Origin of the sequence: Phyllobacterium zundukense, from assembly GCF_002764115.1 — a bacterium.
GTDB lineage: Bacteria > Pseudomonadota > Alphaproteobacteria > Rhizobiales > Rhizobiaceae > Phyllobacterium > Phyllobacterium zundukense.
This window is the reverse complement of the sequence record NZ_CP017944.1, coordinates 126614-151139: the sequence shown is the minus strand read 5'-3', so window position 1 is coordinate 151139 and position 24526 is coordinate 126614. Positions and strand designations below refer to the sequence as shown.

Annotated in this window: 22 protein-coding genes and 1 pseudogene; 16 read left to right on the top strand and 7 right to left on the bottom strand. The window is 55.8% G+C overall.

Annotated features, from left to right (window positions below):
* Nucleotides 1-200: 200 nt before the first annotated feature.
* Nucleotides 201-1259 carry a LacI family DNA-binding transcriptional regulator gene (locus BLM14_RS29155; protein ID WP_100003545.1) on the top strand — a complete coding sequence of 353 codons (1059 nt, stop codon included), beginning with the start codon at nt 201-203 and terminating at the stop codon, nt 1257-1259.
* 175 nt (nt 1260-1434) lie between these two features.
* Here the strand turns inward: BLM14_RS29155 and BLM14_RS29150 are convergent, their stop codons facing one another.
* Together BLM14_RS29150 and BLM14_RS29145 are read right to left on the bottom strand one after the other, a co-directional pair.
* On the bottom strand, nt 1435-3531 hold the full coding sequence (locus tag BLM14_RS29150) for a catalase (RefSeq protein WP_100003544.1): 2097 nt from the start codon (nt 3529-3531) through the stop codon (nt 1435-1437).
* Between the two features lie 236 nt (nt 3532-3767).
* Nucleotides 3768-4193 carry an Lrp/AsnC family transcriptional regulator gene (locus BLM14_RS29145; RefSeq protein ID WP_100003661.1) on the bottom strand — a complete coding sequence of 142 codons (426 nt, stop codon included), beginning with the start codon at nt 4191-4193 and terminating at the stop codon, nt 3768-3770.
* 121 nt (nt 4194-4314) lie between these two features.
* Between BLM14_RS29145 and BLM14_RS29140 the strand changes: the two genes are divergently transcribed.
* A complete protein-coding gene (locus BLM14_RS29140) occupies nt 4315-5361 on the top strand; it encodes an ornithine cyclodeaminase (protein ID WP_100003543.1) in 1047 nt (348 codons plus the stop codon).
* Nucleotides 5362-5365: 4 nt separating this feature from the next.
* On the top strand, nt 5366-6301 hold the full coding sequence (ctlX, locus tag BLM14_RS29135) for a citrulline utilization hydrolase CtlX (protein WP_100003542.1): 936 nt from the start codon (nt 5366-5368) through the stop codon (nt 6299-6301).
* A gap of 184 nt (nt 6302-6485) precedes the next feature.
* Here ctlX and BLM14_RS29130 read toward each other — a convergent pair whose 3' ends face one another.
* Nucleotides 6486-6836 (bottom strand): CAP-Gly domain protein, encoded by a 351-nt coding sequence (locus BLM14_RS29130; RefSeq protein ID WP_237143731.1) that lies wholly within the window; start codon nt 6834-6836, stop codon nt 6486-6488.
* A gap of 368 nt (nt 6837-7204) precedes the next feature.
* On the opposite strand from BLM14_RS29130, the gene BLM14_RS29125 reads away from it, so the two are divergent.
* Nucleotides 7205-7414 (top strand): cold-shock protein, encoded by a 210-nt coding sequence (locus BLM14_RS29125; protein ID WP_100003660.1) that lies wholly within the window; start codon nt 7205-7207, stop codon nt 7412-7414.
* Nucleotides 7415-7680: 266 nt separating this feature from the next.
* On the opposite strand, the gene BLM14_RS29120 is transcribed toward BLM14_RS29125, so the two are convergent.
* Nucleotides 7681-7836 (bottom strand): DUF3563 family protein, encoded by a 156-nt coding sequence (locus tag BLM14_RS29120; RefSeq protein ID WP_100003540.1) that lies wholly within the window; start codon nt 7834-7836, stop codon nt 7681-7683.
* A 289-nt stretch (nt 7837-8125) separates the two neighbouring features.
* Between BLM14_RS29120 and msrB the strand changes: the two genes are divergently transcribed.
* Together msrB and msrA are read left to right on the top strand one after the other, a co-directional pair.
* Nucleotides 8126-8575, top strand: a complete 450-nt coding sequence (msrB, locus tag BLM14_RS29115; RefSeq protein WP_100003539.1) for a peptide-methionine (R)-S-oxide reductase MsrB — start codon at nt 8126-8128, stop codon at nt 8573-8575.
* Nucleotides 8572-9090 carry a peptide-methionine (S)-S-oxide reductase MsrA gene (msrA, locus tag BLM14_RS29110; protein ID WP_100003538.1) on the top strand — a complete coding sequence of 173 codons (519 nt, stop codon included), beginning with the start codon at nt 8572-8574 and terminating at the stop codon, nt 9088-9090. The genes msrB and msrA overlap by 4 nt, the downstream gene beginning before the upstream one ends.
* Nucleotides 9091-9213: 123 nt before the next feature.
* Here the strand turns inward: msrA and BLM14_RS29105 are convergent, their stop codons facing one another.
* Nucleotides 9214-11202 carry a bifunctional 2',3'-cyclic-nucleotide 2'-phosphodiesterase/3'-nucleotidase gene (locus tag BLM14_RS29105; RefSeq protein ID WP_100003537.1) on the bottom strand — a complete coding sequence of 663 codons (1989 nt, stop codon included), beginning with the start codon at nt 11200-11202 and terminating at the stop codon, nt 9214-9216.
* 491 nt (nt 11203-11693) lie between these two features.
* Between BLM14_RS29105 and BLM14_RS29100 the strand changes: the two genes are divergently transcribed.
* Nucleotides 11694-13982, top strand: coding sequence for an NADP-dependent malic enzyme (locus BLM14_RS29100; protein WP_100003536.1), 2289 nt, complete (start codon nt 11694-11696; stop codon nt 13980-13982).
* Between the two features lie 43 nt (nt 13983-14025).
* Here BLM14_RS29100 and BLM14_RS29095 read toward each other — a convergent pair whose 3' ends face one another.
* The gene (locus BLM14_RS29095; protein WP_100003535.1) at nt 14026-14463 is read right to left on the bottom strand and encodes a hypothetical protein; all 438 of its coding nucleotides are present in this window, start codon (nt 14461-14463) and stop codon (nt 14026-14028) included.
* Between the two features lie 311 nt (nt 14464-14774).
* Between BLM14_RS29095 and BLM14_RS29090 the strand changes: the two genes are divergently transcribed.
* From BLM14_RS29090 to BLM14_RS29075, 4 genes and pseudogenes are all read left to right on the top strand, one after another.
* Complete coding sequence (locus tag BLM14_RS29090; protein ID WP_100003534.1) at nt 14775-15506, top strand: intradiol ring-cleavage dioxygenase; 732 nt, start codon at nt 14775-14777, stop codon at nt 15504-15506.
* 167 nt (nt 15507-15673) lie between these two features.
* Complete coding sequence (locus BLM14_RS29085) at nt 15674-16315, top strand: AAA family ATPase (RefSeq protein ID WP_157929636.1); 642 nt, start codon at nt 15674-15676, stop codon at nt 16313-16315.
* 89 nt (nt 16316-16404) lie between these two features.
* Nucleotides 16405-18036 (top strand): annotated as a pseudogene (locus BLM14_RS29080) (UbiD family decarboxylase).
* Between the two features lie 99 nt (nt 18037-18135).
* Nucleotides 18136-18822: a GntR family transcriptional regulator gene (locus tag BLM14_RS29075; protein ID WP_100003532.1), complete on the top strand. Its 687-nt coding sequence runs from the start codon at nt 18136-18138 to the stop codon at nt 18820-18822.
* A 15-nt stretch (nt 18823-18837) separates the two neighbouring features.
* On the opposite strand, the gene BLM14_RS29070 is transcribed toward BLM14_RS29075, so the two are convergent.
* Nucleotides 18838-19224 carry a TIGR02444 family protein gene (locus tag BLM14_RS29070; RefSeq protein ID WP_100003531.1) on the bottom strand — a complete coding sequence of 129 codons (387 nt, stop codon included), beginning with the start codon at nt 19222-19224 and terminating at the stop codon, nt 18838-18840.
* Between the two features lie 272 nt (nt 19225-19496).
* Here BLM14_RS29070 and bioB point away from each other — a divergent pair, with 272 nt between their 5' ends.
* The 5 genes from bioB to BLM14_RS29045 are packed head-to-tail and all read left to right on the top strand — an operon-like array spanning nt 19497 to nt 24520.
* The gene (gene bioB, locus BLM14_RS29065) at nt 19497-20495 is read left to right on the top strand and encodes a biotin synthase BioB (protein ID WP_100003530.1); all 999 of its coding nucleotides are present in this window, start codon (nt 19497-19499) and stop codon (nt 20493-20495) included.
* The gene (locus tag BLM14_RS29060) at nt 20492-21637 is read left to right on the top strand and encodes an 8-amino-7-oxononanoate synthase (RefSeq protein ID WP_100003529.1); all 1146 of its coding nucleotides are present in this window, start codon (nt 20492-20494) and stop codon (nt 21635-21637) included. The genes bioB and BLM14_RS29060 overlap by 4 nt, the downstream gene beginning before the upstream one ends.
* Nucleotides 21634-22272, top strand: coding sequence for a dethiobiotin synthase (gene bioD, locus BLM14_RS29055; protein WP_100003528.1), 639 nt, complete (start codon nt 21634-21636; stop codon nt 22270-22272). Before BLM14_RS29060 ends, bioD begins: the two co-directional genes overlap by 4 nt.
* Entirely contained in the window at nt 22269-23534 is a 1266-nt protein-coding gene (locus BLM14_RS29050; RefSeq protein WP_100003527.1) for an adenosylmethionine--8-amino-7-oxononanoate transaminase, read from the top strand. The genes bioD and BLM14_RS29050 overlap by 4 nt, the downstream gene beginning before the upstream one ends.
* Nucleotides 23531-24520, top strand: a complete 990-nt coding sequence (locus tag BLM14_RS29045) for a beta-ketoacyl-ACP synthase III (protein WP_100003526.1) — start codon at nt 23531-23533, stop codon at nt 24518-24520. The genes BLM14_RS29050 and BLM14_RS29045 overlap by 4 nt, the downstream gene beginning before the upstream one ends.
* The last annotated feature ends 6 nt before the right edge of the window (nt 24521-24526 follow it).

Below are 24526 nucleotides of genomic sequence, written 5' to 3'. Positions count from 1 at the left end.
GAGCTTATCATCCAACCGGGCAGGGGACATATGCAGAACTCGAGTGGTGTAGGTTCCACTCTCCCGATCACCGCCTCCTCACGGCGCTCATTGCACCATCGATGTTGCAAATTTGCACAATCGATGGTGCAATAAATATCAGTCAGTTTTAATCTTTCGTCAAGCGGAGTTTGGCACTAAGAAAGTGGCAGGAGAAATGGATGGAACATCAACCAAAGAAAAAGGCGACGATCTACGACCTGTCAGTTCTTTCCGGAAGCTCGCCATCGACGGTCAGTGCCGTACTCAACGGGACTTGGCGCAAGCGACGGATCAAAGAAAGTACCGCAAAACTTATCCGCGATCTGGCGGAGGAACATCAATATACCGCCAACCTCCAGGCGCGGGGTCTGCGCAGCTCCAGGTCCGGTCTTGTCGGTCTTCTGCTGCCCGTGCATGACAACCGCTATTTTTCGTCGATGGCACAAACCTTTGAGGCGCATGTCCGCAGTCGCGGACAATGCCCCATTGTTGTGAGTGCGTGTCGTGATCCGGAACAGGAACGGCAAACAGTCGAAACGCTGATTTCCTATTCTGTCGACGAACTGATCGTGGCTGGTGCCACTGATCCCGACGGGATTCATGCGCTTTGCGTTGCCTCTGGTCTCAAGCACGTCAATATCGACCTGCCGGGCACTCTGGCGCCTTCCGTGATCAGCGATAATTATCAGGGCGCGCGCATGCTGACGGAGGCGGTAATCCGTCATTTCAGTGCCAACTTGCCGCTCAAACCGGATGAACTCTATCTGTTCGGCGGGCGTGACGACCATGCCAGCCGTGAACGTATCCGCGGGTTTCGCGCCACCAAGCGCGAACTCACGGGAGACGACTCTGACAGATGCATAGAACCGACCGGCTACTCGCCGAATATGGCGCAGATTGCTTTCGAACGGTTTTATGAGCGCGAAGGGAAACTGCCGCGAGGACTGTTCATCAACTCGTCTATCAATTTCGAAGGGCTTTTGCGTTTCATGGCGCAGCACCCGAACGAGGCCTTCGCGGATATCGTCGTCGGCTGCTATGACTACGATCCTTTTGGGTCGTTCCTGCCTTTCCCCGTTATCATGATCCGGCAGGATGTCGACGGGATGATCACAAAGGCGTTTGAGATCATGTCACAGAGCCGTCCGGCGGTGCAGACCTATCTTATTCAACCGCAACTTGTGCCGCCGCGCACCGCGCTGAAGGGACCTCTCGATGCAATAAAGGATATCGAATAGATGGCTTCTTGCCGCGTGCCGGGTCTAAGCCTCGAGTAGATTCTCGACCATAATCGGCAGGTCTCGAATCCGTTTGCCGGGCAGATACGGAGTTTGGATTAGGTATTGCTGTCGCCGGTGTTCGGTGGGGCCTCGATGGGCAATCTTAACCCCGTCCGAACATTGATGCCCCAACCTAAGCCAGCGATCGCACCTTTGGTTCGCGCTCCCAGTAACGCTTTGCTGCTGCGTGAACGAAATCGTTGTCAAGCATTACGACACCTTGATCGGGTTGAATCCCGGCCTTGTCTAGCAACGGCTTGGATTCCGCCAGATATCCGATGGCTTTGAGATGCCCGAAAGCATCCATAACCCACTGGATCGCAGCTCCTTCTTCAAGCAGTATTTTTGTGGCGTCATCGGACAGAAGCACGGCGACGGCATCAAACAACTGCGACGGTGAGCCTGCCAGTTGCCCGTCCGCCTTTACCATTTTTCCATCTGAGAGTTTCGTTCCGCCGACTTTGGGAGCAATCAGCATCGTTCTGGCTCCAGCTCCTTTGATTGCCTTTGTGAGCTTCGACAAAGCGGCCGCATCTGTGCCATCGGCAATTAAGATACCGATTGTGCGGCCATCAAGTGTGGCTTTCATGTTCTTGTGAATGCTCAGGGCGGGGGAGGGATTCATGTCGATTGGCTCGCGAGCAGCGGGCGCCTTTTTCGGAAGCTCGATACCCAAGCCAACGGCGACACGTTTTGCCAGGTCTTCATCGACATTGCGCAGATTGGCGACCATTCGCAGCGGTACCTGCGACAGGCCCACCTTTGAAAGCTCGAAAACGAAGGAGGAAGCGATATGAGCCTGCTCAGAGGGTTGTTGCGAACGCCAGAACAGCCGGGCCTGACTGTAATGATCAGCGAAGAGTTCTGCGCGGACCCGCAACTTGTCGCCCACTTCCCCGTTCTCCGAACGTCCTTCGAATGTGGCGAACCCGCTTACAGGACATTCGCGAGGTCCGCCTTCTTCGCCATGGGCATTCAAGCTGTTTGGTTCATAGTTGGCGCGACCCTTGGGCACGTTCATCTGCATCTGTCCATCGCGCTGAAAGTTCATCACTGGACATTTCGGCGCATTGATTGGCAGTTGATGAAAATTCGCGGTGCCAAGGCGCGATTTTTGGGTATCGAGATAACTGAATAGTCGTCCCTGCAATAACGGATCATTGGTAAAATCAATGCCGGGAACGATATTCGCCGGGCAATAGGCGGCCTGTTCCGTTTCGGCAAAGAAATTGTCGGGGTTGCGGTCAAGGACCATGCGTCCGACTATCCGTACCGGGATCACCTCCTCAGGAATGATCTTGGTAGCATCGAGCACATCATAGGGCTGCGCATCGGCAAATTTCTGATCGAACAGCTGAAGACCGAGTTCCCATTCCGGGAAATTACCGGACTGGATGGACTCCCAGAGATCGCGCCTGTGATAGTCATTATCTGCTGCCTGGAGTTTCAGCGCTTCGTCCCAGACGGTCGATTGCAATCCCAGCTTGGGTTTCCAATGGAACTTGACGAAAGTCGACTTGCCCTTTGCATCTACGAGCCTGAAAGTGTGGATGCCAAATCCTTCCATAGTGCGGAACGAACGCGGAATGGTGCGGTCCGACATGGCCCACATCAGCATGTGTGTCGTTTCCGGCATCAAGGATGCCCAATCCCAGAATGTATCATGGGCACTCCCGGCTTGCGGAAAGGCCCGATCGGCTTCCATCTTCACAGCATGAACAAGGTCCGGAAACTTGATCGCATCTTGAATGAAGAAGACCGGGATATTGTTTCCGACCAGATCCCAATTTCCTTCCTTGGTATAAAACTTAACTGCAAATCCACGCACATCGCGGGGCGTGTCGACAGACCCTGCGCCCCCAGCCACCGTGGAAAACCGGGTAAAGACAGGCGTCTTTTCTCCGGCACGCTGGAACAGATCAGCTTTGGTAATATCGGAGAGGGATTCGAAGAGTTCAAAGTAACCGTGGGCAGCGGATCCCCGAGCATGAACAATGCGTTCCGGAATGCGCTCGTGGTCGAAATGGAAGATTTTCTCCCGCAGCACAAAGTCCTCAAGCAATGTTGGACCCCGCTCTCCTGAACGCAGACTGTTTTGGTTATCGCTGACGTGAATGCCCTGATTGGTAGTCAGGTGATTGGTGCCATCGTGTGGACCCTTTTCAGGGACATGCTGGTGCGTTTCGCCGCCGCTGCCCCGATCGGTGTCGAAAGTATCTTCGGTCGCCATCGTACCGTCCTCACTGTTGGTGGAATGCAGTGTAACGAGGGTTTATGGGTGAAGGTTCCGTAGTCGCAGCAATAACTGTATCCTTGGCCCCCCAAGGCCGTGATTTGACGGACGTCGCGACTCTGAAGCCTGCAACAGCAGCTCAATCAGGAGCGACATTGTTGATGTTTCGGCATGCTTCGAGCGATCGAAAAGGTGCCAGGCGCGGGCCATTGCAAAGTCGTTGCCTGTAAGAACTAAACCGAGCTCAGCATGATGCTGGTTTCACTATTGAGAACGCCTTCAACCATTCTCACTTCGCGAAGCACGCGATCAAAATCTGTCAAACTCGCCGCCCTTATTTCAGCGATCAGATCCCATGCACCATTCGTTGTATGCAAGGAGTGAAGTTCAGGCAGGCCGCGCAAGTATTTGATGACAGTTGTTGTGGAACGCCCGCTCACTTCGATCAGCATAACGGCGCGAATGGACCGCTCATCATAGTCTTGCCGGGCGCGAATGGTGAAGCCCAGAACAGCGCCAGAGTTGAGGAGCCTATCCAGCCGTGTTTGGACGGTGGCGCGTGTTACGCCCAGAATGGCAGCCAGTTTGGATACGGGCGCTCGTCCATCCTCACGCAGGGCGGCGATCAATGCATGGTCCAATTCATCAAATATGTGCATTAGATAAATGTACATGCTTGATATGCAAATTGCAAAATATTGAGAGGAATTTCGAACATGTTCCGTATTTAATATACAAACTGCATTGATCTAATTTGATCTCTAAACAAGGAGGTCGAGCATGGTCCAGTTCGTTGGCGTCGATAATGTGGTAAGGTTAATCCATTCTGTTGGCATGGAGCGTTTTCTGCTCGGGCTAGCCGACTATATCGAAAATGATTTCCGCCGCTGGAACGAGTTTGAGAAAGAGCCGCGGGTTGCCAGTCATTCCCGCGATGGCGTCATCGAATTGATGCCGGCCAGCGACGGCAGGCTTTATGGCTTCAAATATGTGAACGGGCATCCGAAGAACACCCGCGATGGTCTCCAGACGGTCACTGCCTTCGGCGTGCTGTCGGATGTCGGCACGGGCTATCCGACTTTTTTCTCCGAAATGACCATCATGACGGCACTGCGTACTGCGGCGACGTCGGCGCTGGCCGCGAAATATCTTGCTCGTGACGATGCCAGCACGATGGCGATTATCGGTCTCGGTGCGCAGTCGGAATTCCAGGCATTGGCCTTCAAGACGCTATTGGGGATAGACAAGCTGCGCGTCTACGACATCGACCCGGCTGCGACGGCGAAGTTTGTCCGCAACATGTCCCCATGGGGCTTTGAGATCGTCGAGGCGGACAGCACCGCCGAGGCTGTGCTTGGCGCCGACATCATCACGACCGTCACGGCCGACAAATTGAATGCTACTATTTTGTCCGATAACATGGTGGGCAACGGAGTCCATATCAATGCGGTCGGCGGCGACTGTCCCGGCAAGACGGAACTGCAGAGAGACATCCTGCTGCGCGCCGATGTGTATGTCGAATTTACCGAGCAGACCCGCATCGAAGGTGAGATCCAGCAGATGCCGAAGGGTTTTCCTGTTACCGAATTGTGGCAGGTGATCACCGGCGACGCCAATGGACGTATTTCGCACGAGCAAATTACCGTGTTCGATTCAGTGGGCTTCGCAATAGAAGATTTTTCAACGTTGCGTTACCTGCGCGACTCTGTGCAGCACACCGATTTCTATACGGAACTCGATCTCCTGGCTGATCCGGTTGACCCGCGCGATCTCTACGGCGTGCTCAGTACAACCATTGAAGATCCACGCGTTCTTCGAAGGGCATGACGTGATGAGCAGCAAGTTGCTTTCTGTCCAGGCGCCAAAGAGCGTTGTGATGATCCGCCCGCACCGTTTTTCGCCAAACCCTGCAACCGTCTCGGACAATACCTTCCAGTCGCTGGATGAGCGCAAGGCCGATGCAATTTCGAGCGCTGCCTATCGCGAGGTCACAACAGCCGCCGCACAGTTGGATGCCGCAGGAATCACTGTGCATCTTTTTGAAGACGAGGGAGTGGAAACCCCGGATTCCGTATTCCCGAACAATTGGTTCTCCACTCACGCCGGTGGTCATGTGGCCATCTATCCGATGTATTCGCCGAGCCGCCGGAGGGAACGCCGCACCGACGTCATCGAGATGCTGAAGCAGCGCTATCGCGTGCAAGACGTGATCGACTATTCCGGCCTCGAAATGGATGACGTTTTCCTTGAAGGCACCGGGGCCATGGTGCTCGATCATGTTGAACGTGTTGCCTATGCCGCGAAGTCCAACCGCACAGACGCAGTAATGTTGGAGAGATTTTGTACGCATTTCAACTTCGAGCCGGTGGTGTTTGACGCGGTCGATTACCAAGGCCGGCCGATCTACCACACCAATGTACTGATGGGGATCGGCACACAGTTCTGCATGATAGGGCTTAACACGATCAGCGATACGGCGCGGCGCATTGAAATCCAGGAGCGGCTAGAGAGTACCGGGCGGACAGTCGTCGACCTCACATACGGGCAAATTGCCAACTTCGCCGGTAACGCTATCGAGTTATTCGGCAAGAACGGTCCCGTACTGGCTCTTTCGGCACGGGCACTAAAAGCATTGCAACCGAAGCAAATCGCCGTGCTCGAGCAGTTCACCGATATGCTGCCGCTCGACGTGCCGACAATCGAACGCGCTGGCGGCTCGGTGCGCTGCATGCTGGCCGGCATTCATCTCGCGGCACGAGCCCGGTAGTCCGCCTGATTCCGAACCAGCACACGAGCATGGAAGAGACTGATAGTTTCAATCATGATTTTCGATTTTTCGATCGGAACCATCCATGCGTCGAATGCTGTCGATGCCACGCCAGTTGAGCGCGGTCTCTATCGGCAACTATTCGCTGAATGATGAAAGGGTCGGGCATTCCCATTCCTGGGGTTCACACCTTTTCCTTCTTTTTAACCGGGGTTTCCTTCTCCTGTTCGGGCGGGACATCTGGCGTGGGGGTCAATAATTTTCGCAGCGCGCCAATCTGGTCCTTCACAAGTGGGCGAAAGCGCGAAGCGCGATAAGGCATGTCGGCCGCACCATAACCCTCAGGGCCGTCATCATTGCCGCGGTGGATCTCCTCGACTTTGATGCCGACGAATTCGCCATCGACATAGTGCTGATACATGCCGATCCAGCGAATAGTGTAGATTTGGCCTTTTCGGATTATCTGATCGATGCTGACATTCTTGAATTTGTCGTCGATACAAACGACTTTTTGGCCGACATAAAAGTCATTCATTACATTATCCTTGTTGCTTAACATTGGGACTTGTTAGCCGGGGTATGCTCGAATGAGCATGCCGTCGTACGGCAAAATCAATCTTCCCTTAGATCGTTTCTTTTTCCGCCCGTCATCGCGCAGCGTGGATGGGGTCCATAGCTCGGATATAGGCACTCCAGGGCCGTATCATACAGCGCAAGGCACCGCGACACGAATGATGATAGTCATGAGTTCCTGGTGTGTTTCCGATGTCACCAAATAATACGAGTCTGGCAATTGCGAGGCCTGCTCTTTTGCGGTGCTCATGCAATTATTCTATCTTTGCTTGATCCTGGATGCATCGATCGATAACGATACAATCTGAATTGCTAATGGGAGGGTTCATCGTGGCAACAGGCACAGTTAAATGGTTCAATTCGACAAAGGGTTTTGGCTTCATCCAGCCTGATAATGGCGGACCTGATGTGTTCGTGCACATTTCTGCTGTTGAGCGCGCTGGACTGCGCGGCTTGAATGATGGCCAGAAAATCAGTTACGAGATGGTGAGTGACAAGAAGTCGGGGAAAATGTCAGCCGATCAGTTGAGCGTCGACTGATCAGCGACGATCTTGCTGGGCGGCCAAGTCGCACAGAAATGCTGGACTTGATGTCCGCCCATCTTGTCGCGTCGCAGAACGACCAGTGAGCCCGGATTCGCGCTGAAGTCCCAAAGTTTAGATAATGGTGCGGACTATCGAGAATTTTACTTCGCTGTCGGGAGTCGGGACGGCAATCAAGCTTGTTAACTTTTCACAAGGCTGCCCAGCAACACGGGCCCTTGGGAGCAGCGCGAGTGTGTGCGTCTTATATTGTGCGAAGCGCCTCAATAGCCGCTTTGACGGAACATGCCACGGTCGATCTGGCGCTGGCGATATTCGAGGTCGATGATCGAACCAGCTTCGTTGAGGTAAGCTTCTTCGCGGACCTTTGCGTGATCGTGCCTGATGAAGTTACGGATGCGGTTGAAGTAGTTCTTCATGGCAAACTCCTTTTGCTGGGACAAACGTAGGAGTCTATGCTGCGGTGCACAATGCCGGATTGACCATATCTCCTATGCACTCAGTGCAGTTCTTGATATTTGAATGCGCACATCCCAATTGAAGCCAAGGACGTAAGCTTTGGGATGATATGACCGTATATGGATCTCTCAATGCTTCGTTTTCAACTCGATCCATATCGATTAAAAAGCGATGCAACTGGCGGCATTATGATCCTCGGCTTGTCGTTTCAACGAGTGCCAGCCAGGAGCTGTCGAAAAGGAGTCTAACTTGCCGAACTACAGCAAGAGTAAAGATGCTATTGCCAGGCTAACCCCGGAACAGTATCGCGTGACCCAGCATAGCGCGACCGAGCGTCCCGGAACGGGCGAATATCTCGACAACAAGGAACCGGGCATCTACGTTGACGTTGTGTCTGGTGAACCGCTATTTGCTTCGTCTGATAAATATGAGTCGGGTTGTGGCTGGCCGAGCTTCACGAAACCGATTGAGCCTGCCAATGTGAACGAGGTGCAGGATAGTTCGTACGGCATGGTCCGCACCGAAGTGCGCTCGATCCATGGCGATAGCCATCTTGGACATGTGTTTCCTGATGGTCCGGAGGACCGCGGCGGTTTGCGATACTGCATCAACTCCGCTGCGCTGCGTTTCATCCATCGCGATGACATGGAATCGGCAGGTTACGGGGCCTATCTCAACCAAGTGGAGGACGTGCAATGATATATGAGCGCGCTGTACTCGCCGGCGGCTGTTTTTGGGGAATGCAAGACCTCATACGCCGTTACGACGGTGTGATCTCCACACGTGTCGGTTACACGGGCGGTGACGTTCCACATGCGACCTATCGCAATCACGGCACTCATGCTGAAGCGATCGAAATCACATTTGATCCTTCGAAAATCACCTATCGGCAACTCCTCGAATTTTTCTTTCAAATACATGACCCGAGCACCCGCGATCGACAGGGCAATGACGTTGGGGCGAGCTATCGGTCGGAGATCTTTTATACCAGTGACGAGCAGAGGCGCGTTGCGGAAGACACGATCGCCGACGTCGACGCGTCCGGACTTTGGCCAGGAAAAGTGGTAACCGATATCACGCCTGCAGGTGACTTTTGGCAAGCTGAACCGGAACACCAAGACTATCTCGAACGGATTCCGAATGGCTATACCTGCCACTTTATCCGGCCGAACTGGAAGCTTCCCAAGCGGGCGAAAACCGGACAGGACGCTTGATACAAGGCCAAGACGGCAGCCCTGCCTTCGATTGCAGGTGGTTGTGAGGTATCCATATCGTTCATTTGCGAAATGGATTAGTCAACTACAGGGCTGTCCCCCGCCACATTCCGACTGCGCCGTTCAAAGGATCAGCCGGAACATGGCAAAGCCTTCCGTACCTTCGCCTGCATCCTCGATCCTGACGCTCTTCACCTTGGCAACGTACTGCCTGGCCTTCGGGCCGCTTTCAAAGGTCACTGTGGTGCCTGGTAACTGTTTGAAACCCCAGTTGCCATCTGCGGATGGGTTGATGGTGCCTTCTTCAATGATATAGCGCACGATGACATCACGGTTCGTATCCGGAGCCACGAAAACTACCTTGTCCGAAGCAATCTCTGGGAACTTCCCGCCCCCGCCGGCACGATAATTATTCGTGACGACCACAAATTTTTGCGCCGGATCGATCGGTTTGCCCTCAAACCGGAGGTTCTGGATGCGGTTTGCCTCTGGATTGATCGCCTGTCCATCATTGTCGAACTTGCGTGGCTGCGACAGATCGATCTCGTAGGTCACACCATCGATAACGTCAAAATTGTAGGATGGAAAATCCGCATTGAGCAGTGCTGCATCCTTGGCTCCCGCTTCTATGTGATTGAACATACCGGCCGACATTTCCAGCCAGTTCTTCACCTGCTGGCCGGTGATAACGACAGCCTGTACCGTGTTGGGATAGAGGTAAAGATCGGCGACATTCTTGATGGCGATATCGCCGATTGGAACGTCAGTATAATAATCGGCGCCCCCGCGTCCACCGGCCTTGAAGGGCGCTGCCGCAGAAAGAACCGGCAGGTCCTTGTGCTCGGTATCCTTGAGCATTTCCTTGATGTACCAGGTTTGGGCCTGGGAAACGACTTGAACCGAAGGATCATCGGCGACGAGCGCGAAATAGGAATAGAGCGGCGCCGACGTCTTGCCGACCGGTGTGCGGACGTAGGCAAGTGTCGCCTCGTGCTCGGCCTTGGCGGCTTCGATTACAGCCGTCTTGTCGGCGACATCAGCGACAACCTTCTTCTTGTCGTCGCGGTGATAGATGGGACGGGCCTCTGCCGTGAAATCAGTAATCCTCCAGCTATTGCCGTCTTTCTCAAGCAGCAAGTCAATGAGACCGAGATGCGAACCCCAGAAACCGGCCATGACTGCCGGCTTGCCGGCAAGTGTGCCTTTGACCGGATCGGCATTGGCAATGCCATCCCAGCTCTTCGGGCCGGGGAAGACCAGATGCTGGTGGCCGGTGAAGATCGCGTCGATGCCTTCGACGCCGGCGAGATAGAGCGAAGCATTCTCCATCCGTTCCGACGGTGTGGTTCCGTCGATACCGGAATGAGACAGGGCGATGATAATATCGGCGCCTTCTTCCTTCATGGCAGGCACCCAGGCTTTGGCCGCTTCGACGATGTCGCGGGTCTGCGCCTTGCCTTCAAGATTCTTAATATCCCAAAGCATGATTTGCGGTGGTACGAAGCCAATAAACCCAATCCTGACCGGACTTTCGGCCCCGGTGCCGTCCTTGATCTTCCTTTCGATGATGACGTAGGGCTTGAAGAAGAGATCGTCCTGCCTGGGATCTGAAGAGAGCTGACCTTTCGTCAAATTGGCGCAGACATAAGGAAAGTTCGACCCGCCGACCACCTTGAACATATAGTCGAGACCGTAGTTGAATTCGTGGTTGCCGAGTGTCCCGACGTCGTAGCCCAGTACGTTCATCGCCTTGATGACTGGATGCACATCGCCGTCCTTCATGCCGTGCTGATAGGCCATGTAGTCACCCATGGGATTGCCCTGCAGGAAGTCGCCGTTGTCGATAAGGAGCGAATTAGCAGCTTCAGCGCGGATGGCATCTATGATGGTCGCCGTGCGGGCGAGTCCCATCGTGTCGGTAGGCTTGTCAGCGTAATAGTCATAGGGGAAAACATTGACGTGAATGTCTGTCGTTTCCATCAGCCGCAAATGGGCTTGATTGGCGGCTGCGCGGGCGGAAAACGGGTGCAGCAGGACAAGCGCCGATGCAGCGGCCATACCACTGAGCAAGGAGCGGCGCGAAATAGGGTGCAAATCGAAAACAGAAGACACGAAATACTCCTTTGAAAAGCAAGCAACAGCCAACCCGCGGCAGACTATGATGATTTTGGAAGGAGTGCATCCGTAAAATAGCGGGATGGGGCCTAACGCTCGAAACACGGGTTAGCAGATTGAAAATGCTGTTCTTCGCGGGCCCCAAGATGCCGATTCGACGGTGACGAAATGATCCGAACTTACGCAAGCCCCTTCGGGAAGGGTTCCTTGAACTCGATCGCGCAAGCGATGGGAAGTGCATCCCGATCGATGTTCCCATCGCCTGGGTAAGCGAATTTATCTGCAATAATACCTTCATGCGCCGCTCGGCATTATCGCTTGCTGTGGTATCGAGCGTGGCGCGGTCATGAAACAAAAATCGATGTTTGATGCCTGCATAGAATATGCGATCCTGCCCCCGCGCTGGGCTATTATCCCTATTCCTCGCCGGAAGATTGTTGGGACTTTAGCCGTTTCAGCTAAAATTGCATAACAGGAGCAAGACTGCCTTGTCACAAGACCCGAAAGCAAGTCTGCGAACCGCAGCGCTGGATTTTCATCAGTACCCCAAACCGGGCAAGCTTGAGATTACACCGAGCAAACCGTTGGCCAATGCACGCGACCTCGCGCTGGCTTATTCACCTGGGGTTGCGGCACCTTGCGAAGAAATCGCAGCTGATCCCGAGAAGGCCTACGCCTACACGTCCAAGGGCAATCTTGTTGCAGTCATTTCCAACGGCACGGCCGTGTTGGGCCTTGGCAATATCGGAGCGTTGGCCAGCAAGCCAGTTATGGAAGGCAAGGCCGTTCTTTTCAAGAAATTCGCCGGCATCGACAGCATCGATATCGAGGTGAATGAAAGCGATCCGAAGAAATTCATAGAGATTGTTGCACCGCTTGAGCCCAGTTTCGGCGGCATCAACCTCGAAGATATCAAGGCCCCGGATTGCTTCGATATTGAGGAGAGCCTCAGGGCACGGATGAACATCCCCGTGTTCCACGATGACCAGCACGGTACCGCGATCATTGTTGCTGCTGCCGTTCTCAACGCCATGAAGCTTGTCGGGAAAAATATCGCAGAAGTGAAGATCTGCACATCAGGCGCCGGTGCGGCGGCGATTGCCTGTATGAACATGCTGGTGACGGTGGGAGCGCGGCGGGAGAACATTTACTTGGCCGACCGCCAGGGCCTTGTTACCAAAAAGCGCGCAAATTCCGTTGACCGCTGGCGCGGAGCGTTTGCGCAGGACACGGATGCGACAGAGTTGGCGGACGTCATGGCTGGGGCGGATATTTATGCCGGCCTTTCCTCTGCGGGTGCCCTCAAACCGGAAATGATCCGCGATATGGCGCGTGACCCATTGATTCTCGCGCTATCGAACCCAATTCCGGAAATCATGCCGGAGCTGGCGATCGCTGAGCGGCCCGACGCGATGATTTGTACAGGAAGGTCTGACTATCCTAATCAGGTCAACAATGTCCTGTGCTTCCCATTCATCTTCCGCGGCGCACTGGACGCCGGTGCGACAACCATCAACGATGACATGAAGCGCGCAGCCGCCTACGCCATCGCGCAATTGGCACACGAACCCGTTCTGGAATCCTTGGGAACTGAGGCATCGGCCACTTTCGGCAGCGGCTATCTCATTCCGTCACCTTTTGATCAGCGTTTGATTCTGCGCATCGCTCCGGCGGTTGCGCAAGCCGCGATGGACAGCGGGGTATCTCGCCGCCCGATCCAGGACATGAGCGCTTATCAGGATAGCCTGAAACGTTTCGTCTTCCGTTCGGGATTGGTCATGAAGCCAATGATCGAGCGCGCCCAAGGACAAGGAAAACGCATTGCGTTTGCGGATGGTGAGGATGAGCGCGTGCTTCGGGCCACTCAGGTGATCCTGGAGGAAGCCATTGGCCGGCCAGTCCTTATCGGCCGGCCGTCAGTCATCGAACAACGGATAGAACGCTTTGGTCTTACAATCAAACCAGAGCGCGATTTCGAGATTATCAACCCCGAAGACGACCCACGCTACCGTGACTATGTCACGCTTTTCCATGACCTCGTCGGACGCAAGGGCGTGACGCTCGACACTGCCCGTACGATCGTCCGCACCAATACGACGGTGATCGGAGCATTGGCTGTCCATCGCGGCGAGGCCGACGCGCTGATTTGCGGGTTGCAGGGAAGTTTCATCAAGCATGCGCGCGATATTCGCTCAATCATCGGGCTAGCCGATGATTCAGCACAGCTGTCAGCGCTGTCGATGCTGATCATGTCCAAGGGCGTGTTCTTCCTTGCCGACACCTATATGAACATCGATCCAAGTGCTGAAGAGATCGTCCAGATCGCATTGCAGGCACGCGATCATCTCAAGCGGTTCAACATTGATGCCAAGGCGGCATTGCTGAGCTATTCGAATTTCGGCTCACGTGACGGCGCGTCCTCGGAAAAGATGCGCAAAGTCTATTCGATGTTGAAGCAAGCCGCGCCCGATCTGCTCGTTGAAGGCGAAATGCAGGGAGATCTCGCCATCAACGGTGCATTGCGCGAACGCCATTTGGCTCAAACCGCGTTCGAGGGCGAGGCAAATCTGTTGATCTTCCCGTCACTGGAAGCCTCGAATATGTCGATGACATTGCTCACGGAACTGAACAATGCACTGGCAGTGGGCCCCATCCTGATGGGAACCAAACGACCGGCACACATCCTTGCTCCGACGGTAACGAGCCGGGGCATTGTGAACATGTCTGCAATTGCCGCGGCCGAGGCTCTGGAGGTGATGCCCAATTCAAATAGATGAATTGGGCCGCATCCATAACGATCAAAGCGGGCTTGTGCCTACTCTATCCAACGAACATCTCGTGCAACCAGGCGAACAAGCCTCCCTGTCTCCGCGCATGTATCTTGCGGATGTGATAGGCGGCTGTCGCGGCGCTTACCGTCGAGCCGAAGTGGCAATAGCAGATGACCTTGTGCAATTGCTCGTCGGTCAGTTCGAAGAACCGCTTCGCTTCGCCGTAACTGTCGTTTTCCAATCCGGTTGCGCGGAAGACAGGATCCTCGAAAGCGACCGAGATGGGTGAACCATCGCTGCGCATCGCCGCGCGATTTACGGCCGACTGATACTCGGTCTGGTGCAGCGTTGAGAGGCGTCGGTCGGGGTTCCGTTCAAGGAGCTCCGCCCAGCGTTCAAGACGTTCGCTGCGCGACATGGTTTGGCGCGGGTAGCTCTGATCAATCTCGGCGACGTTCTGAAGTTGCTTGAGTGCATGATGCTTCATTTTTGCCTCCTATTCGAACGAGGTTGTTCCGCCCAACTCCGATGATACCCGTGGCAAGGGTGACTCTACCGGATCGCGAAGTCCAATCACGATGGTGCCTGGAGGATTTCGTTCACGAAAACGTGCAGGCATCACAATTGCGCCGGCAGCAAACTACAGCGAGAAGAAGTGGGGTGGCGTGCGTGACCATCGATGCAATGCGACTTGAGCCCCATTGCCATAGAGGACCATTCGCGCCAATGATTTCCTCGACGTGTCCGACCGGCAGTGGAAGTCGGCTTTGACACCGCCCGGCTCGCAAGGAAGCACTGATGAAGGCAGACCAATCCGGAATTCGAATAAGCCGCCGCCAGACACTGCGCCTGATTGCGGTTACTGCTGCCGGCGGCGCGTTTCTCACGCCCGAAGCCCGGGCGGCGGAGGATACACCTTTTGCCGGCGCTTCGCTGCTGATGCCCGGCGCGGGCATTTGCTCGATAACACCGGAAGTGACCGAGGGGCCGTTCTATTTTGATCCTGAACTCGAACGACAGGACATTACCGAAGGCCGCGAGGGCGTACCGCTGACCGTACGCCTTCAAGCGGTCGATAGCCAATGCCGGCCTTTGGTGAGGGCAAGGGTCGATATCTGGCATTGCGACGCAAAAGGTACTTATTCCGGCTATCCGGGGCAGGGTGACAGTCGTGACATCGACACGACGGGCCAGAAGTATCTGCGCGGCATCCAGCATGCTGATGAGCAGGGCATCGTTTCATTCAAGACAATCTATCCCGGCTGGTACCGCGGTCGCACCACGCATATCCATTTCAAGGTCTTTCCCGACGACAGTTCGGTGATGGTCGGGCAGTTGTTTTTTCCCGACGATCTGAGTGAGCATCTTTTCACGACGGTGGTGCCCTATAAGGATCGGCCGCAAAAGCGCGACATGTTCAACAAGGACGACGGGATCGCGCGGCAGGCTGGGCCGATGTCTCAGGCTGCCCTGCGCGAGACTCCGTCGGCATACGAAGCGCTGATCGTCATCGCAATGAATACCGGCTGAGGCTTATCTTCCGCCATGCCGCAAACCCGAATGCTATGTGTGGATCCCTTGTCACAGCTCAAAGAGGTGGTTTCCAGCTGATGGAACTGGAAAACAGGTGTTTCGTTATTTTAGATATTGGGCGGTAAGTAGAAAATCTCTTGGGCTTTCGACAAAGGGTAAGGTCATTGAAAAAACGGATTGACGCCACTGTTAGGGTTATTCTGATCGGAGGCTCATCAAACGTCGGGAAATCCACGGTGGCGCAGGCACTGGCAGAGAAGCTCGGCTGGCGCTGTGTTTCGACGGATAGTCTTGCCAAGCACCCAGGCAGACCATGGCGACAGACAGCCGCGAAAATACCCGATCACGTTGCGGAGCACTATCTGAGTTTAAAAGTCAACGAACTGGTGGAATCCATCATTCTGCATCACCGCAAAATGTCACCACTTGTTGCGGAACTCATCCGAGCAACGGCGAAAGATGCAGGCTTGGGAAAATTAGTGCTCGAAGGCTCGGCTCTTTGGCCGTTTATCACGACCGGGCACCGTTTGAAGGAAGTTGGGGCTGTCTGGTTAACTGCCAGCCCTGAGACCTTGCGCACGCGGATTTATGATGCAAGCGGGTTCCCGACGGCCAACGAAAAAAGCCGGGCAATGATATCGAGGTTTCTTGAACGCACGCTGTTGTTCGATCAAAGGACTGCGCAACTCGTCAGGGAACATGGCTGCAGGGTCGTGAATGTTGATGAATACAAAACGACAGAGGCACTCGTCGGCAACATAATCGATGAGGCCAATTCCGCAGCGCTAAGAGATCGGCAAAGATAGATTGTCAAGACTGTCCCGCTCCGCCGGGTCGCGGGTTGATCGAGGATCCTGCACCAAGAAGGCCCCTTGACTGTTTCGTTAATACCAACATGACGACCCAAAAGCGCAATGCCCCACTGGACCTGCAGGACCATCTGGCGCGGCTCGAGGAGCGTGGGCTTCTGACGCGCATTCAGGTTCCAATCGACAAGGACGGCGAATTGCATCCGCTCGCACGCTGGCAGTTCCAGGGTGGCTTGCATGAGTCGCAGCGTCGCGGCTTTTTGTTCACAGACGTAAGAGGAGCAAAAGGCGAGAAGTACGATATTCCGGTTGCTGTCGGCGTTCTCGCTGCCTCGCCTGAAATCTACGCCATTGGGCTTGGCGTTCCGGAAAGCGAGATTGGCGATGTCTGGGTCGGCGCCATGGAGAATCCGATTGATCCGGTCATGGTCGAGGATGCCCCCTGCCAGGAAATAGTCATCACGGGGGATGCGCTCAAGGCGGAGGGCGGGGTTGGGCAGTTTGCCTGTGCCAGTCTCTACGCCTGGCTTTGATAGTGCTCCCTATTTTACCGCGACACTCTGCGTCACGTGGGATCCAGAAAACGGAATCCGCAACATGGGCACATATCGCGCGGCGTTGAAGTCCGATGACAGGCTCGGCGTGCGAATGGCGAGCCGCCTAAGTGGTGCCGGCGGTTACCAGCATTGGCTGAAGTATCAGAAGCGGGGTGAGCCGATGCCTTGCGCCATTGTCATCGGCTGTGCGCCGGCCGTGCTTTTCACCGGACCACAGAAATTGCCGATTGACCAGAACGAACTCGGCGTCGCCGGCGGCCTGATCGGCGAGGCCATTCGCATCGTCAAATGCAAGACCATCGATCTGGAAGTTCCCGCAGACGCTGAAATCGTCATCGAAGGTCTGGTCGATACCGAACTCCTGGAGCCGGAAGGTCCGTTCGGCGAGAGCCATGGTCATGTGGCGCTCGAAGATTTCAACATGTCGACGCGCGTTACGGCGATCACCCGCAAGCGCAAACCCGTACTGGTATCGATCGTCAGCCAGGTTACGCCCAGCGAATCAAGCGTTCTGAAACGCGTTGCCTATGAACCGCTGTTCTTTAACCACCTGAAGAAAGTGCTCAACGTCAAGGGCATCAAGCGCGTCGTCATGCACGAACCGCTTACCAATATCGCAAGGTTATTTTTCTTGAATTCGACCGTAGCGCCCCGCAATCGGAAATATGGCGCGGCTTGCAGGGCGCTGCCACACTGCAGGCACAGTGCGGTAAGATCGTCATCGCCGTGTCCGATGATATCGACGCTCGCAATGCAGACGCCGTGTTCTGGTCGCTGGCTTATCGTGCAAATATGATCGATGACGTGCATGTCACGCCCTACCGCTCGGGCGGGCATGGACCAAAGTCCGGCTCCAGAAATGCCGAAGGCACATTGCTGATCGACGCTACACTGAAGGCTCCGATGCCACCTCTCGCTTTGCCTGCAGAACCCTATATGGTGCGTGCACGCGAGATCTGGGAAAACCTGCAATTGCCGCCACTCTCGCCGCAGCCGCCATGGCACGGCTATTCGCTCGGCGACTGGAGCGACGTGTGGAGTAATTTCGCCGACAAGGCCGTCGCCGGCGACTGGCGTTCCAATGGAGAAAACACCTTCGCGCGTCGCAAGGGTGGTATGAAACCGGAAACCCCGGCGCGAGATATTGAAAAGAAAGCATAATCAGGCGACTATCGCCCGATTCTGGATATGTGGGCGGTACTGGAGATCTCGTGCCGCGCCCATATCAATAACGCAGGCAGAAGCATTGCGAGGAGCAAAATGAACGATCCAGTGACTGAACCATTCGGTCCGCTTACACATGAATCTGCGCCGCTGAGGAACAAGATCATGAAGTCGCTCCGGCGGGCGATCGAGACTGGATTGCTGGAGCCCGGAACACGGCTCGTGGAAAAGGACCTGTGCCAACAGCTCAATGTCAGCCGTACCTCGCTGCGCGAAGCATTGCGCCAACTACAGTCGGAGGGCATTCTCACCGATTTCAACAATCGTGGCCTTGCTGTGGTCACCGTCACAACCGAGGACGCCGAGAATATCTATCGTATCCGCGGCGTGCTGGAGCCGCTGATTGTTGAACAGTTCATCGAGAATGCGTCCGAAGCGGAGGTTCAGGCTCTTAAGGCTCATTCTGTCCAACTACGGGAAGCCTATCTGCATGGAAATGCCGAAGAAATCGTTGCCAACAAACGGGATTTCTATGACCGCATTTGCACCGGCGCACGAAATCCCATCGCATTCGGCGTTCTGAGCAAACTGACGGTGCTGACATCGCCATTGCGCCGCCGTTCTGTCGTCCGTACGGAACGGCGAAGTCAGAGCATCGCTGAGATCGAGAAGATTGTTACCGCCATCGCCAAACGTGACAAAATTGCTGCCAAAGCTGCTGCCGAGGAGCATGTCGCCCATTCAGCCCGGTCAGCGCTTCATGCTGACGAGTCGGCCAACTAGCCATGCGCCGTATCATTATCGCGATAACGTGGCCAACGACAGCCCAGTCGTTTCGAGCACACCAAGTTCGATGCGCTCGGCGGAAAGCTCTGCGCCCTTAACGGCGTCCCGCAGAACATCGGTTTGTTTATCAGGCGCCGGTTTCGGTCCGGTTTTCAGTCGCTGACGAACAGTGCGTAATGGTGCGATGACTTCATCGCGCCATTCACTCACCAGCCCAATGATCTGCTCCGTTTTTGCCGGTGAAAGGGCAATCGATCCCTGCTTGAGCCAAGCGGCGAACAATAGGACCGGTACATCCACACTGTTCCTTTCCTGCAAGCCAAGACGTGCATCGGTAACGCCCGGAGCCTTGTAAAGGCGCAGCGCAAAATCCCACAGTCCGATATTCACGTCCTGCATGTTTCCTCCCATTCGCGTCAGGCTCTAAGTACTACCATCGCGAAACGTATTGTATGCGGAAAAGATTTGCGTGGGTTTGGCCAAGATATCCTCAAAACAGCCGCAGGGATCAAGGAGCTTGCGCTTCCACGGCGGCTCGGCATTTGACATTACCAATTCTCGACGAGGCCGAACGCGGTTGCGTTTTTGATCGTGCTGAATAAGTTATAGATAATTATTGATTCTATCTATAATTAATCGCACCAACCTGTAGAGCTGAGGAAAACCCCCGTATGTCAGAAGCGCCTGCGTTGAAATCTGTCGATACAGTACCTTCCGTTGGTGATTTGTGGAGTTTTTCAGAGGCCAGTAAAATCTATAATTTGCCATTCAACGATCTGCTGTTTCAGGCGCACGTCGTCCACAGGGAGAATTTCGACCCCAACGCAGTGCAGTTGAGCAGGCTCCTGTCGATCAAAACAGGGGGATGCCCAGAGGATTGCGGCTATTGCAGCCAATCCGCCCATTATCCCACCGGCCTCAAGGCTTCCAAATTGATGGAGGTCGAGCGCGTGCTTGCCGAGGCCCGCAAGGCGAAGGAGGGCGGGGCAACGCGGTACTGCATGGGGGCTGCCTGGCGCAGTCCGAAGGATCGCGACATGGACATGATCATCGCCATGGTCGAGGGTGTCCGGGAGCTTGGAATGGAAACCTGTATGACGCTCGGCATGCTATCGCCGGCACAGGCAGCGAGGCTCGGCGATGCGGGTCTCGATTACTACAATCACAACATCGACACGTCGGAACGCTTCTACAGCGAAATCATCACAACGCGCAGCTTTGCGGATCGTCTGGAGACACTCGCGAATGTGCGGGAGGCGGGGATCAAGGTCTGTGCGGGCGGCATCCTCGGCATGGGCGAGATGACGGATGACCATATCGCGATGCTGGTAACGCTCGCCAATCTGCCGGTTCAACCGGAGAGCGTACCGATAAATATGCTAATACCGATACCCGGATCAAAACTTGAGAATTCTACGCCGGTCGATCCCATTGATTTTGTCCGCGCAATAGCACTCGCCCGCATTCTTATGCCGAAAACACATGTCCGTCTCTCGGCGGGGCGCACGGAGATGAGCGACGAGATGCAGGCGCTGTGTTTCTTCGCCGGGGCAAACTCCATTTTTGTCGGCGATACGCTACTGACAGCAGATAACCCCGGCGAAGATCATGACGCCGGGCTGTTTCGCAGTCTCGGTCTGAAGCCGATGGCGCTGGGTGCTGCTGAATGACGGCCGAACGCCTTGCCCGCTACGCAAAGACGCTGAGCGGCTTGGAGCGGAAGGGGCGGCGGCGTGCGCTCGTATCGCAGGATGGCATCGATTTCACCTCGAATGACTATCTTGGCATGGCCAACTCGCCGCGCATCCGGTCGGCCATTGCCGCAGCAATGGCCCGGGGTGTTGCCGTCGGTTCAGGCGGGTCACGTCTGCTGCGCGGCAATCATCTCGAGCATGAGGCGCTCGAAGTGGAGGCGGCAGCCTTTTTCGGTACGGAACGGGCGCTGTATTTTTCCAGCGGCTATGCGGCCAATGCCGCGCTCTTTTCAACGCTGCTGCAACGCGGCGACCTCATTGTCCATGATGCCCTCATCCATGCAAGTGCGCGTGAGGGCATTGCAGCCAGCCGGGCCCAGGCGGCACTTGCACAACACAACGATGTTGCTGATTTCGAGGACGTGATCGTTAGGTGGCGCAAAGACGGTGGGATGGGGCATCCTTGGATCGCGGTCGAGAGCCTCTATTCGATGGATGGTGACCGCGCCCCGCTGGCGGAGCTTCTCAGTGTGGCAGAAAGGCATGACGGCATTCTGGTGATCGACGAGGCGCACGCGACCGGCGTCTTTGGGCCGGATGGCCGCGGTCTTGCCTCCGGGATGGAGGGCCGGGATAATGTCATCCTGCTGCACACATGTGGAAAAGCACTTGGCGTTGCGGGGGCGCTTGTCGGTGCGAACAGCTTGATTTGCGATTATCTTGTGAATCGGGCGCGCGCGTTCATCTATTCTACCGCGCCTTCGCCATTGATGGCCGAAGGTGTTCGTGAGGCCCTGAAAATTCTGGTGGATGAGCCGCAGCGCCGCGCGGATTTTGAGCGGCTTTGGACCTTCGCCAATGCACAACTGACTACCGTGCTCGGATTGGAAGGCAGCGGATCGCAAATATTGCCGGTGATGATCGGCGACAATGGTCGCGCGATGCGCATTGCGGAACGCATGCGGGCGGAAGGTTTCGATATCCGTGCCATCCGCCCGCCAACGATTCCGGAAGGAACAGCGCGCTTAAGAATTGCCATCACGCTCAATGTCGACCGGTCCGCAATTGTTCGAATGTTTGACGCCTTGGCGAATGCATTCGCCGAAGAAGCCGCATGACATCCCGCTTTGTCATTACAGGTACCGACACCAACATCGGCAAGACCGTGTTCTCGGCAGCATTGGCCGACGCGCTTGGTGCCTGCTACTGGAAACCCGTCCAGTCTGGGCTCGAAGGCGAAACGGATAGTGAGACAGTCCAGCGTCTTGGCCGGATCCCATCGTCGCGTATCTACCCGGAAGCTTGGCGGCTCAAAACGCCGGCTTCCCCGAATCTTGCTGCCAGAATCGACAACGTCCGGATCGTTCCTGAGGCGTTATCACCTCCGTCAACACAGTCGCTGCTTGTCATCGAGGGGGCGGGCGGCGTGCTGGTACCCTTAACGGAAAGCGAGGTGTTTGCCGATGTCTTTGCCCGTTGGCAGATACCGGTCATCCTCTGCGCCCGTACCGGGCTGGGAACGATCAATCACACGCTGCTGTCACTCGAAGCCTTGCGCCACCGTTCCATGCCGGTCTTTGGTGTGGTTTTCATCGGCGATGAACAGGCGGACACGCAATCGATCATTGCGAAACTCGGCAATGTGGATTGTCTCGGCCGGTTACCGCTGCTTGACCCGCTGACGCCTGACACCCTCGCCCAAGCCTTCAAAGATCATTTCGATATTTCCTGCTTTCAGAAAGGTATTCTGTGACCCGATCTCCCGTCTGGCACCCGTTTACCCAGCATGCACTCGAGCCGGCAATGAAGCGCATTGCCAGAACGGAAGGAGCCTATCTCTATGATGAGCAGGGACGCGCTATCCTGGATGCGATCTCTTCCTGGTGGGTGATCACGCATGGCCATCGGCATCCGTTGATTATGGATGCGATCCGCCGTGCGCCCGGGCTCTATGACCAGATCATCTTTGCCGAGTACACCCACGAACCGGCCGAGGAACTGGCGAGAGGGTTGGTCGCCATCGCCCCAGCCGGTCTCGACCATGTATTCTACTCCGACAGCGGATCGACCTGTGTCGAGGTAGCGCTGAAGATGGCGTTTGGTTTCTTCCATAATTCCGGCGCGCCGCGCTCCCGCATCGTTGTCATGGAGCATGGCTACCACGGCGACACGATCGGTACGATGTCGGCGGGCGAGAGGGGTGTGTTCAACGCCGCCTATGAGCCGATGCTTTATGGTGTGGACCAGCTGCCGTTTCCTTCACCCGGACACGAGCAGGACACGCTTGACGCCTTCGAGACATATTGCCGGAGCGGCCAAGTTGCGGCACTGCTGATTGAGCCGCTTGTGCTCGGGGCAGGGGGCATGCGGATGTATCCGGCATCGCTTCTGACTGAATTGAAGCGTCTCGCAGAGAGGCATGGCAGCCTGATGATCGCGGACGAGGTCATGACGGGCTGGGGTCGTACAGGCACTCTGTTTGCCTGTGAACAGGCGAATATCACACCGGATATCCTGTGCACATCCAAGGGGCTGACAGGCGGGTCGCTGCCGCTGGCGGCAACCTTGTGTTCGGCGAAAATTTTCGATGCACATCTTTCCAGTGATCGAAGCCGGACATTCTTTCATTCGAGCTCCTACACCGCCAACCCGATTGCCTGCGCTGCTGCCTTGGCCAATCTTGAAGTATGGAAGACGGAGCCGGTGGCGGCACGGATCCATTCGCTCGAATCCATGCACCGGACAAGGCTGGAGCGCTTCAAGGAGGACCCGCGTTTCGGCAATGTGCGCCAGACCGGGACGATCGTTGCGCTTGACGTCAATGTTCCCACTTCCGGTTACCTTTCAGACGCAGGGCCGAAGCTCAGATCGTTCTTTCGCGCAAGGAATCTGCTTATCCGGCCACTTGGCAATGTGATCTACCTGATGACGCCCTATTGCGTGACAGCAGACGATCTCGACCGGACCTATGATGCGATCGATGAGGCAGCGGACCTCTTTGCAGGTGCTCGATGAGCCGGGTCGAGGCAAGCCGCATCGCAGGGTTTGGCCACTACGCGCCGGAGCGCCGTGTTGACAATGCGGAGATAGAAAACCAGCTTGGTCTCGATCCTGGCTGGATCGAGCGCCGGACCGGTATCCGTTCGCGGCGTTGGGCCCTCGACGGAGAACTGCTCACCGATCTTGCGGCAAAGGCCGGTGCAGCTGCCCTGCGTGATGCAAAGGTGGGTTTTGGCGAAATTGCTTTGACTATCCTCGCCACATCGACGCCGGATCATCTGTTGCCGCCCTCGGCCCCATTGCTTGCCCATCGTCTTGGCTTGGAGAATTCTGGCGCGATTGATCTCGCCGGCGCCTGCTCAGGATTTATCTACGCGCTGACGCTTGCTGACGGTTTCGTCCGCACTCAAGGACGGCCGGTTCTCGTGGTGGCAGCCAATATTCTGAGCCGGCGCATCAATCCCGCCGAACGCGCCAGCGCCGTGCTTTTTGCCGATGCGGCGGGCGCCGTCGTTCTGGTCCCGACAGACAATGCGAAACAGGGACTCCTCGGTGTGGATATGGCGTCTGACGGAAGTCGCTATGACCTGATCTCCATCCCGGCTGGAGGCTCCAAACAACCATTTGCTGCGGGCATGGCGGTGGAAGAATGCCTGATGACAATGCGCGACGGCAGGGAGATGTTTGCGCAAGCCGTGCAAATGATGACCCTTTGCGCCAGACGGGCGCTGGCAAGCGCGGAGCTTCAGCCTGCAGACGTCGGCCGTTTTGTACCACATCAGGCCAATGCCCGTATCTTCGACGTTGTCGGCGAGAATATTGGTATTGCGCCTGACAGGATCGTGCGCACGATCGCTGAATACGGCAACTCCTCGGCTGCCACCATACCGCTCTCGCTGTCGCTTGCCCATCGCGAACGACCGTTCGTTCCGGGAGAGAAGTTGCTGCTGACAGCAGCCGGTGCTGGCCTCACGGGCGGGGCGGTCGTCTGGGGTATGTAGCGGTGC

What these genes read in the sequence shown, in the direction of transcription:
- BLM14_RS29155 (WP_100003545.1), top strand. Translation starts at nt 201, where the DNA reads ATGGAACATCAACCAAAGAAAAAGGCGACGATCTACGACCTGTCAGTT.
- BLM14_RS29150 (WP_100003544.1), bottom strand. Translation starts at nt 3,531, where the DNA reads ATGGCGACCGAAGATACTTTCGACACCGATCGGGGCAGCGGCGGCGAA.
- BLM14_RS29145 (WP_100003661.1), bottom strand. Translation starts at nt 4,193, where the DNA reads ATGCACATATTTGATGAATTGGACCATGCATTGATCGCCGCCCTGCGT.
- BLM14_RS29140 (WP_100003543.1), top strand. Translation starts at nt 4,315, where the DNA reads ATGGTCCAGTTCGTTGGCGTCGATAATGTGGTAAGGTTAATCCATTCT.
- ctlX (WP_100003542.1), top strand. Translation starts at nt 5,366, where the DNA reads ATGAGCAGCAAGTTGCTTTCTGTCCAGGCGCCAAAGAGCGTTGTGATG.
- BLM14_RS29130 (WP_237143731.1), bottom strand. Translation starts at nt 6,836, where the DNA reads ATGAATGACTTTTATGTCGGCCAAAAAGTCGTTTGTATCGACGACAAA.
- BLM14_RS29120 (WP_100003540.1), bottom strand. Translation starts at nt 7,836, where the DNA reads ATGAAGAACTACTTCAACCGCATCCGTAACTTCATCAGGCACGATCAC.
- msrA (WP_100003538.1), top strand. Translation starts at nt 8,572, where the DNA reads ATGATATATGAGCGCGCTGTACTCGCCGGCGGCTGTTTTTGGGGAATG.
- BLM14_RS29095 (WP_100003535.1), bottom strand. Translation starts at nt 14,463, where the DNA reads ATGAAGCATCATGCACTCAAGCAACTTCAGAACGTCGCCGAGATTGAT.
- BLM14_RS29090 (WP_100003534.1), top strand. Translation starts at nt 14,775, where the DNA reads ATGAAGGCAGACCAATCCGGAATTCGAATAAGCCGCCGCCAGACACTG.
- BLM14_RS29075 (WP_100003532.1), top strand. Translation starts at nt 18,136, where the DNA reads ATGAACGATCCAGTGACTGAACCATTCGGTCCGCTTACACATGAATCT.
- BLM14_RS29070 (WP_100003531.1), bottom strand. Translation starts at nt 19,224, where the DNA reads ATGCAGGACGTGAATATCGGACTGTGGGATTTTGCGCTGCGCCTTTAC.
- bioB (WP_100003530.1), top strand. Translation starts at nt 19,497, where the DNA reads ATGTCAGAAGCGCCTGCGTTGAAATCTGTCGATACAGTACCTTCCGTT.
- BLM14_RS29060 (WP_100003529.1), top strand. Translation starts at nt 20,492, where the DNA reads ATGACGGCCGAACGCCTTGCCCGCTACGCAAAGACGCTGAGCGGCTTG.
- bioD (WP_100003528.1), top strand. Translation starts at nt 21,634, where the DNA reads ATGACATCCCGCTTTGTCATTACAGGTACCGACACCAACATCGGCAAG.
- BLM14_RS29045 (WP_100003526.1), top strand. Translation starts at nt 23,531, where the DNA reads ATGAGCCGGGTCGAGGCAAGCCGCATCGCAGGGTTTGGCCACTACGCG.